Raw genomic sequence first — 1,470 nt, 5'->3', positions numbered from 1 at the left:
CGGCGGCACATCGTGGACACCGCGGAAGAAGCCGAACGGGTGGGATTTGGCGGTTCTCCCAGCATCCTCATCAACGGCATCGACCCCTTTGCACGTGAAGGACTATCCGGCGCTTTGTCCTGCCGCCGTTATCTCACGCCCGACGGATACGCGGGCTCACCAACCGTGGAGCAGCTGAAGGCGGCACTGCTCATCGAGTGAATCCAGTGTGAAGTCGCGCCAATAGCATTATCGATCGGCCTGACTCCCTCTCCCAAAATCCCCGATTCCTCGACAGAAAGACACCATGACCGACAAATTTGACTTACTCGTGATCGGCGCCGGAATGGCCGGGATCGCTGCCGCAACCAAGTGCTCCTCGCAGGGATGGCACGTCGCTATCGTTGACGCGCTGCCGTATGGAGGAACCTGTGCTCTTCGTGGATGCGACCCGAAGAAGATCCTGCGCCGCGGGGCCGAAATCGTTGACGCCGCGCGTTTACTCACCGGTAAAGGCATCGTTGGTGACCAGCTCAGCATCAACTGGCCCGACCTGATGCACCACAAACACGGCTTCACCGACCCCATTCCGCACAACATGGAAGAAGACCTTCGCTCCCACGGCGTGACCACACTTGATGGCGTGGCGGCATTCACAGACAACACCCACGTCGACATCGATGGCAGGAGCTATGAGGCGAGCAAGGTCCTCATCGCCACCGGTGCCCGGCCTCGCGAACTCGACTTCCCCGGTCACGAGCACCTCATCGACAGCACCAGCTTTTTGAATCTCCCCACCCTGCCACCCCGGATCGCGTTCATCGGCGGTGGCTTCGTGTCCTTCGAATTCGCGCACATCGCAGCGCGTGCGGGAAGCGCGCCCGTGATTATCGACCGTGGCCACACCCCACTGAAAGAATTTGATCCCGACCTCGTCGAACGTCTTCTGGAGCGCGGCGCAACCGCCGGTGTGACCGTCCGGCGCAACACGACGATCACCAGCGTGGTGAAGATCCTTCAAGGATTTCGGATCACCGTGCAACATGCGGGGGAGACAGCCACGATCGATACCGACCTCGTCGTCCACGGCGCAGGTCGCACTCCGGACCTCACACGTATGAACCTTGAAGCCGGTGACGTTGCCTATGGCACCCGGGGCATCACTGTCGCGGGCCACCTGCAGAGCACCACGAACCCTCATGTCTATGCGGCTGGCGATTCCGCGGACACTCCCGGCATGCCGCTGACACCGGTAGCCGTGTTCGAGGCGAAGGTCGCCGCATCCAACATGCTGAAATCGACTACGACCGTGCCCGACTACGCGGCAATACCCACGTCCGTCTTCACCATTCCAGAACTCGTCCGGGTCGGCATGCTCGAGCAGGAGGCCCGAGCGCACGGCCTCAACATTGAGGTCCGGTACACCGATACGAGTGGCTGGTATTCGAACTATCGCATTGGGGAAACAGCCGGGGCGACCAAGATTCTGAT

1 protein-coding gene and 1 pseudogene are annotated in these 1,470 nt (G+C 61.1%); both read left to right on the top strand.

The genetic code is table 11. The features are described 5' to 3' along the window. Positions 1 to 201, top strand: a pseudogene (locus IWX77_RS16800) (thioredoxin family protein); the annotation flags it as partial. A gap of 85 nt (positions 202 to 286) precedes the next feature. After that, a partial coding sequence (locus tag IWX77_RS16795) for a dihydrolipoyl dehydrogenase family protein (protein WP_196845686.1) occupies positions 287 to 1,470 on the top strand: 1,184 nt, incomplete at its 3' end.

The sequence above is a fragment of the Cryobacterium sp. CAN_C2 genome, assembly GCF_015751745.1.
Taxonomy (GTDB): Bacteria; Actinomycetota; Actinomycetes; order Actinomycetales; family Microbacteriaceae; genus Cryobacterium.
Note: the sequence above shows the minus strand (reverse complement) of the source record. Positions and strands in the feature narration are given on the sequence as shown.